The organism is Methanofastidiosum sp. (assembly GCA_020854815.1).
Taxonomy (GTDB): Archaea; Methanobacteriota_B; Thermococci; order Methanofastidiosales; family Methanofastidiosaceae; genus Methanofastidiosum.
The window spans coordinates 21,743-28,599 of sequence record JAHKLW010000065.1; the positions used below are offsets into that span (position 1 = coordinate 21,743).

8 protein-coding genes are annotated in these 6,857 nt (G+C 32.7%); 2 read left to right on the forward strand and 6 right to left on the reverse strand.

From position 1 onward, the window contains the following. The first annotated feature begins 41 nt into the window (after positions 1-41). Positions 42-1,799: a PAS domain S-box protein gene (locus tag KO464_08400; GenBank protein MCC7573394.1), complete on the forward strand. Its 1,758-nt coding sequence runs from the start codon at positions 42-44 to the stop codon at positions 1,797-1,799. A 1-nt stretch (position 1,800) separates the two neighbouring features. Here the strand turns inward: KO464_08400 and KO464_08405 are convergent, their stop codons facing one another. Further along, a complete protein-coding gene (locus KO464_08405; GenBank protein ID MCC7573395.1) occupies positions 1,801-2,004 on the reverse strand; it encodes a hypothetical protein in 204 nt (67 codons plus the stop codon). A gap of 119 nt (positions 2,005-2,123) precedes the next feature. On the opposite strand from KO464_08405, the gene KO464_08410 reads away from it, so the two are divergent. Further along, positions 2,124-2,663 carry a hypothetical protein gene (locus KO464_08410; GenBank protein MCC7573396.1) on the forward strand — a complete coding sequence of 180 codons (540 nt, stop codon included), beginning with the start codon at positions 2,124-2,126 and terminating at the stop codon, positions 2,661-2,663. On the opposite strand, the gene KO464_08415 is transcribed toward KO464_08410, so the two are convergent. The 5 genes from KO464_08415 to KO464_08435 all read right to left on the reverse strand — a co-directional run. Further along, entirely contained in the window at positions 2,660-3,010 is a 351-nt protein-coding gene (locus tag KO464_08415; GenBank protein MCC7573397.1) for a hypothetical protein, read from the reverse strand. The two genes, KO464_08410 and KO464_08415, sit on opposite strands and share 4 nt — an antisense overlap. A 5-nt stretch (positions 3,011-3,015) precedes the next feature. Further along, positions 3,016-3,666: a fibrillarin-like rRNA/tRNA 2'-O-methyltransferase gene (locus tag KO464_08420; protein MCC7573398.1), complete on the reverse strand. Its 651-nt coding sequence runs from the start codon at positions 3,664-3,666 to the stop codon at positions 3,016-3,018. A gap of 55 nt (positions 3,667-3,721) precedes the next feature. Continuing rightward, positions 3,722-4,099, reverse strand: coding sequence for a YbaN family protein (locus KO464_08425; protein ID MCC7573399.1), 378 nt, complete (start codon positions 4,097-4,099; stop codon positions 3,722-3,724). Positions 4,100-4,158: 59 nt separating this feature from the next. Next, positions 4,159-5,352: an MFS transporter gene (locus KO464_08430; GenBank protein ID MCC7573400.1), complete on the reverse strand. Its 1,194-nt coding sequence runs from the start codon at positions 5,350-5,352 to the stop codon at positions 4,159-4,161. Positions 5,353-5,459: 107 nt separating this feature from the next. Further along, positions 5,460-6,857, reverse strand: a 1,398-nt coding sequence (locus tag KO464_08435; GenBank protein MCC7573401.1) for an ATP-binding protein, incomplete at its 5' end; no start/stop codon positions are given.

The following is a 6,857-nucleotide window of genomic DNA, read 5'->3' on the forward strand; positions in this document are numbered from 1 at the left end:
ATATAATAATGCTTATATATTCTTTAGTCTTATGCAAGGCGATGACTAAGACTAGAATACTCTTAGTAGATGATGATATCAAAGTTCTTGAAGCTACATCAAGGATAATAAAATCCTTAGATTGTGATCTTGAAGAAGCTTCTAGCGGAAAAGAATGCCTTGATAAAATATATGACTTTAAGCCAGATTTAGTTATCTTAGATGTAGTTATGCCAGATATAGATGGAATTACACTATGCAAAAAAATTAAATCTGATCCGAAATTAACTGGAACTTTTGTAGTTTTAGTCTCGGGAGTTAAAATATCTCCAGATCAACAAGCACAAGGACTTGAATCACTAGCCGATGGTTATATACAGCGCCCTTTTGTTTCTAGGGAATTTATAGCAAGAATCGAATCCCTCTTAAGAATACAAAAGACAGAGAAAGCTTTACGAGAAAGTGAGTCAAAATTCAAAACTATTTTTGACAATGCAAAGGATGCAATTTATATCCATGACCTTAATGGAAATTTTCTTGAAGTTAACAAAACGGCTTGCAAAATATTGGGGTATTCAAAAGAAGAACTATTGAAGATGTCTCCAAAACAAATTGACTCTCCCAAATATGCTAAACTAGTTGAATCTAAGATTATTGAACTTATTAATAATGGCGAAGCTTTTTTTGAAACAGAACATATAAAAAAATCTGGTAAAATTATTCCAATTGAATTAAGTAGCAAAGTTATTCAATTTCAAGGGCAGAAGTCTATAATAAGCATAGCAAGAGACATTTCCCTAAGGAAGGAACTTGAATGTGAATTGGAAAAGAGTCAGGATCTATTACTGGAAACAGGTTTCATTGCAAAGGTTGGTGGTTGGGAGATTGACGTATTCACAATGAAACAAAATTGGACTGAAGAAGTATATAGAATACATGAAGTTGATTTTGATTATGAACCGGATGTAGAAAAAAGCTTAAGTTTTTACACTCCAAAATCTTGGCCAATAATAGAAAAAGCAGTAAACGAAGCAATAGAAAATGGAACTCCTTATGATTTAAAGTTGGAATTTATAAGTGCAAAAGGAAATCATAAATGGGTTCATGCCAGAGGTAAAGCCCATCAGATTAATGGAAAAACCGTTAGAGTATCTGGAACTTTCCAAGATATAACAAAAGAGATGGTCAATGAAATAAAATTAAGGGATTTGAACGAAACACTGAGAGTACTGAACAAAATATTAAGGCATGATATATTAAACGATTTAACTATTGTCCTAACGGTATGTGATTTAATGAAAGATGCCGACCCTAAATTGAAGCAGAAAGCTGCAATTGCTCTTGATAAAAGTGTTAATCTGATTGAAAGGATGAGAGAACTTGAATACACTCTAACTTCTGGCGGAGAAGTCAAGAGTTACGATTTAAGAAAAATAATAGAAAATGTTACTAAGAATTATCCTGAAATTAAATTTTATATTAATGGAGATTGTAATGTTTTGGCTGATGAAGCAATAAATTCTGTTATTGATAATCTTTTAAGAAATGCAGTAGTGCATGGTAAAACTGAGAGGATAGATATTAACATAGTGCCCGATTATAAAACCTGCACTATTGAGTTATCGGATTTTGGTATAGGAATCCCAGAAGAATATATGTCAAAAATATTTGAAGAAGGCGAAAGTTTTGGGGAAACTAGGGGTACTGGCCTAGGCCTTTATATTGTTAAAAAAGTTATTGAACGATACTGCGGAGAAATTAAAGTGGAAGATAATAAACCAAAAGGAACTAAATTTATTATAACTTTATTAAAAGCTTAAATTAACCCCAATCTTCCCCATCAATATATATCCAGAGTTCTCCTGTAAGTGCTGATCGTTCATCGCATTTCTGGCAGAATTTTTTAAAGGTTGTTTTTGTGGATGCGGCAATTGAACATATGCCTATCTCTTTTTCGTCATCTTTCTGAACAAGATTATCGCAATTAACACAAATATGTGGCCCTTTTCTATCTATAAGACTCATCTTATCCCATAGGCTATTTTTAGGTATTGATTTAAATATTTTCCTACTTGGTTGTGGCATGATTACTTTTTAGATTGTAAAAAGCAAATAATTTTAAGGCTATAGGCTAATAAATATTTATGGATAATCTAAAGGAGCTTTTTTTTAATAGAAAGACAGTTGAGATATTACTTAGCATGCTTGAGAATGAAAAACCTAGGTATCCCACGGTAATTGCAGAGGAAGTAGGCTCCATTTATCCCCATGTTTTCAATATATTAAAGGAGCTTGAAGGGGTAGGACTATTAGAGTCATACAAAGAAGGACGAATACGTTTCATAAGACTAACCTCAGAGGGTAGGAAAATAACTGAAAGATTTCAGGCATTATACTCTGAACTAGAAGAATTTGAGCAAAAGTTTTCTGAAGAGAGGGAAAGGGAGGATTCTATTGCCATCAATAAATTTAGGGAGAGTATTAAATCAATAGAATACAGGCTCCTTTCTGAAAAACTTGATAAAAAAGACAGTTTCAAAGAAGTATTAAAATTGTCAAAACTTAGAACAGAACTAGAAAGGACAAACTTTAGAAATGACAATGACAGAGAAGAAAAAAATAAACTTTTGAAAAGAATTTATTATATCGAAGAGAAGGCAAAGTTCCTTTTAATAAAGTACTAAGAGCCTGCTCTTTCAACATAAATTGAGAGGACATCTACCCAGGCAGTTTCAAATCCTTTCTCTTCCTCAGTTCTGAATGCATCTGATGCTCTTTTTGTTGATTCAAGCAACAGTTTTTTAAGATCTCTCTTGTCAAATTCCTTTGAGACAATCTTACAAATAATTGAATCTCTATCATTTTTTTCCACAGAGGTAACAATACCATTTATGGCCTTTGCGTAACCTTTGTTGAATTCTGTATCCCCCAGATGCTCTGCGATCTGAAGATAGTTTTCTCTTGCCTTTTTCATGTCTCCATTTTCGAGGTATGATACTAATAGTTTCAATCTAAGTTTTACCTTTTCCAAATAAATCACCTCAGTGTTGCTATTATAATAATATGATCTTTTTCATATGGTGAAAGATTAATTGTATCTACTATGTTAAAATTTTTTTCTAGATGTTCTATCTCTTCTTTAAATATGTCTTCTGGCACCCTGATTGAATCAATACTTCTGGCCTTGACACAATAGAAGACCATTCCTCCTTTTTTGAGATATACAGAATTTTTAATTAAAATTTCATGTTGATGTTTTTGTGCAACATCCTGGTAAATGAAATCAACTTGTTCTATAAGCCCCGAATATAGATTTGGTTTTGAAGCATCTTCTAAAATAGGATAGATGTTCTCCCTAACTTCACTTATATTGAGAAACTGTCTCATGCTTCTTTCAGAGATTTCAACTGAAAAGATCTTCCCATTTTCTACAATATCTGAGATGTGGGAAACTGTTGTCCCTGTGGCCGCACCAAGATAAAGGATTTTTGAGTCTTTTTTAAAAGGTAGGTTCTTATAACCTTTCATTACAGCGGCTGCAAGTTTTGATCTTTTCGGATTCCATTCACGGAGTTCCTTTCCCTTGAAATCTACTAGCTTTTCACCGTATACCTTCTCTCCCTTTTTAAGATTCTTTGTAAAAAGTTTATCGCTATCGACAAATACATTCGTAAAAATCTCTTCCATTAGAGGTACTAATCAATGAGACTATAAAAGTATTTCTAAATACAAATGATTTTCACTATGCCTTAAGTTTTTCTTCTTTCATTGTTTTTATAGTTGCAATATGTAATGTAACACCAATTGCTATAATAATCAAAATAATCCTGATACTAATATTCGAAACTACAAATAAAGCTGAAATCAATATAGTTGCCCATAAAAAAGAGAGTGTAATTATTTTTATTCTCAATGCAACCCCCATCCCGTCTCTATAATTCTTGATGTAATTCCCAACAAATTTGTTACATAAGAGCCAACTATGGAATCTATCAGAGCCTCGAGCATAACATGCGGCAGAAAGTAAAAGGAAAGGTGTAGTTGGTAAGATAGGCAGAAAAATACCAACTATTCCAAGTACTAAAGAAATTGTTCCTGCAATAATCAATATTGTCCTTATTATTTGATTTAATTTTTTATTATTTTCTCGAATATTACAATCAAAGGTTGGATTCACTATTATTTCACCTTATTACCTCTTAATTTATTTAAAGATATCAATCCGAAAAGCGGCCCTAAAAATAGGATTGAAAAAGCATATTTCCAGCCAACAATATCAACAACTACGGGTATTAGTTTAATTGAGATAATTGATATGAAAAATCCAATTGCAAGCTGTATCGTAACTGCAGTTCCCATATACTTTTTATCCCCTACCTCTGTAGCCATACCTGAATACTGGGGGCTGTCTGCAACTGCACTCATTCCCCAGACCAAAGCTATAATAATCATTGCAATGTTATTGACTCCAAAAGTAAATCCAATTATTAGAGAACAGAAACCGCTTATTGAAAGCATTAAAATGTTAAACTGGGCCTTCCCAATCTTATCAGCAATGAAACCCCCAAAGAATGTTGTTAATGAGCCGAAGAGAAATATTAAGAAGGTGATTAGTGAAAAGAATAGAATTGAATTATCGTTTGCTCCAGATTTAAGATAGGATTCCCTTAAAAAAATTGGTATCCAAGCCCACATTGCATACAATTCCCACATGTGGCCGAAATATCCGTAATTTACTAGTTTTAATCTTTCATTTTTTAATATATCTTTTAAGTTTTCTAATCTAAATTTTATTGTTCCTGCAGTGTAAGGCCCTTCTTTTACAAACACAAAAATTAGTATCGCACTTAACAAAGAAGCAATGCCAGAAAAACTAATCAAGATTCTCCATTCCGGTATGCCTGTTAGATTAAAAAGGTATGGCATCCCAGATCCCAGTGCTAGAGAAGCACCCATACATCCAACTGCAAAACCCCTTTTCTTCTGAAACCAAGAAGATGCTAGTTTCATTCCCGGAGGGTATACTCCTGCCAAGAAAAAGCCCGTAAAAAATCTAAGTACAAGCAATAAAGCAAATGATTCAACAAAAAATGCTACAATAAAACTTGTTAACCCTCCAAGTGCTGCAGATGCTGCAAACACATTTTTTGTTTTGAATACGTCAGGCAAGTTTAGAACTGCATAAGTAAGGGCGCCGATGATGAATCCTATCGTTACTATTATGCTAAGTAAACTTTTTTCTGAATTTGTAAGGTTAAAATATTCTGTTAGTTGAGGTATTACAGCATTAGCACTAAACCACAACGAGAAGGATAAAATTGCGGATAAGGATAAAATGATTAGAATTTTTAAGCGCGATTCAAAATGAAACATGAATTAGTAAAAGTCTAGGGAAATATAAAGATTACTTCTTTCTAAGAGGATACTCTTGAGAATTATTTACGTATATTCAACGTTATACGAAAAAATAAAATATATTGTTATTTGATCAATTCAAGATTTCTAACAATTCTATCCTCTGCATTTTCTGTTTTTATTGGCAAAGCAACAGAGTCAATTCCTAAAGCGTCATGACTAACTAACAACCACTGTCCCTTGGAAAATTTGAAAGTTTGAATGAACTCGTTCTCACTTAAACTGAATGCATCGCCAACAACCTTCCTATCATATTCTCTGGGAAGTTTACTAATGAAATATGTGTGAAGTTGCCCCATGATATTTGTATCTAGGTATGAGCTTCTTTGTGTCGCTATACCCACGCCAATACCAAACTTTCTACCCCTTCTAGTTAAGGTCTCAATTATTTTTTTACTCTCTTTTTGAGAGTCCCTAGAGGGAGTTTGAGGTATAAACTCATCTGCCTCATCGAAAACAAATACCACGTTAGGTTCAATTATTCCCTTCTTTCTTCTCTCTTCGTAAAGGTAATCCCCCATCTCTTTTGAAAGTCTTCTGATTTGGTCTTGGTCATATGATGTAATTATATACAATCCTTTTTTCTTCTGTTGTAATTTATCTATAAATTGTCTTTTTGTCATTTTTAAATCGTCAATTAAAACAATCTCTGATTTAGATGTGGCCCTTCTAAATTCTGACTTAATGTTGTTAATATAGGAGTTTAGATACTTATTCGAATAAACTATTTTATCCAAATGATTTTTTTGTGTCAAATCATTTTTTTTCTGTAAATTTCTATCTAATGCTGGATCTTCAAATATAATCGAATCCATTATCTCTTTTGCAGTTTCCTTTGTAAGCATTTGTCTACCGTACTTTCCTACAATTTTCTCTTTGATATCCTCCATGCTATTTTGGATATTCCGACTTCTGGAACCTTTCATTATCCTTTCTTCCCATATCTCTGACAGGAATTCTTGAACTGTGACATCTTCAGGCGCCATTATTTTAATTCTACCTGAATCTAATAATTTTTCTACAGGATTAATAAATGTTCCAATCTTACTCCTCAATCCTTTAGGTAAAAGAAGATTTTTCAAAAATAATCTTGTAGCAGGGCTTTTGGCGTTCTTTTTATCTGAAATAGTTTTATTATTGATGTATTCTATAACTGGACCTGGTAAGCTCTTTTCACCGTAGTAAATAATATTAGCATCCAGATTTTGGTCCATTAATAAATCAAGCAATAGCCCGGTATATTCATCCATAAGATCAAATAATACAATTTTAATATTACTTTCAGCTTTATTTAGGAGTTTTGAAATAATAGTACTAATTAGATTGCTTTTACCAACTCCAGTAAACCCAAATACGCCAAAATGCGTCTTAAGAAGATCCTCCATTCTAAGATATACTTGGACTTTATCATCTCTTGTTAAATAGCCAATTGGGAAGCAGCTAGGATCTTTTTCTAAGCTACC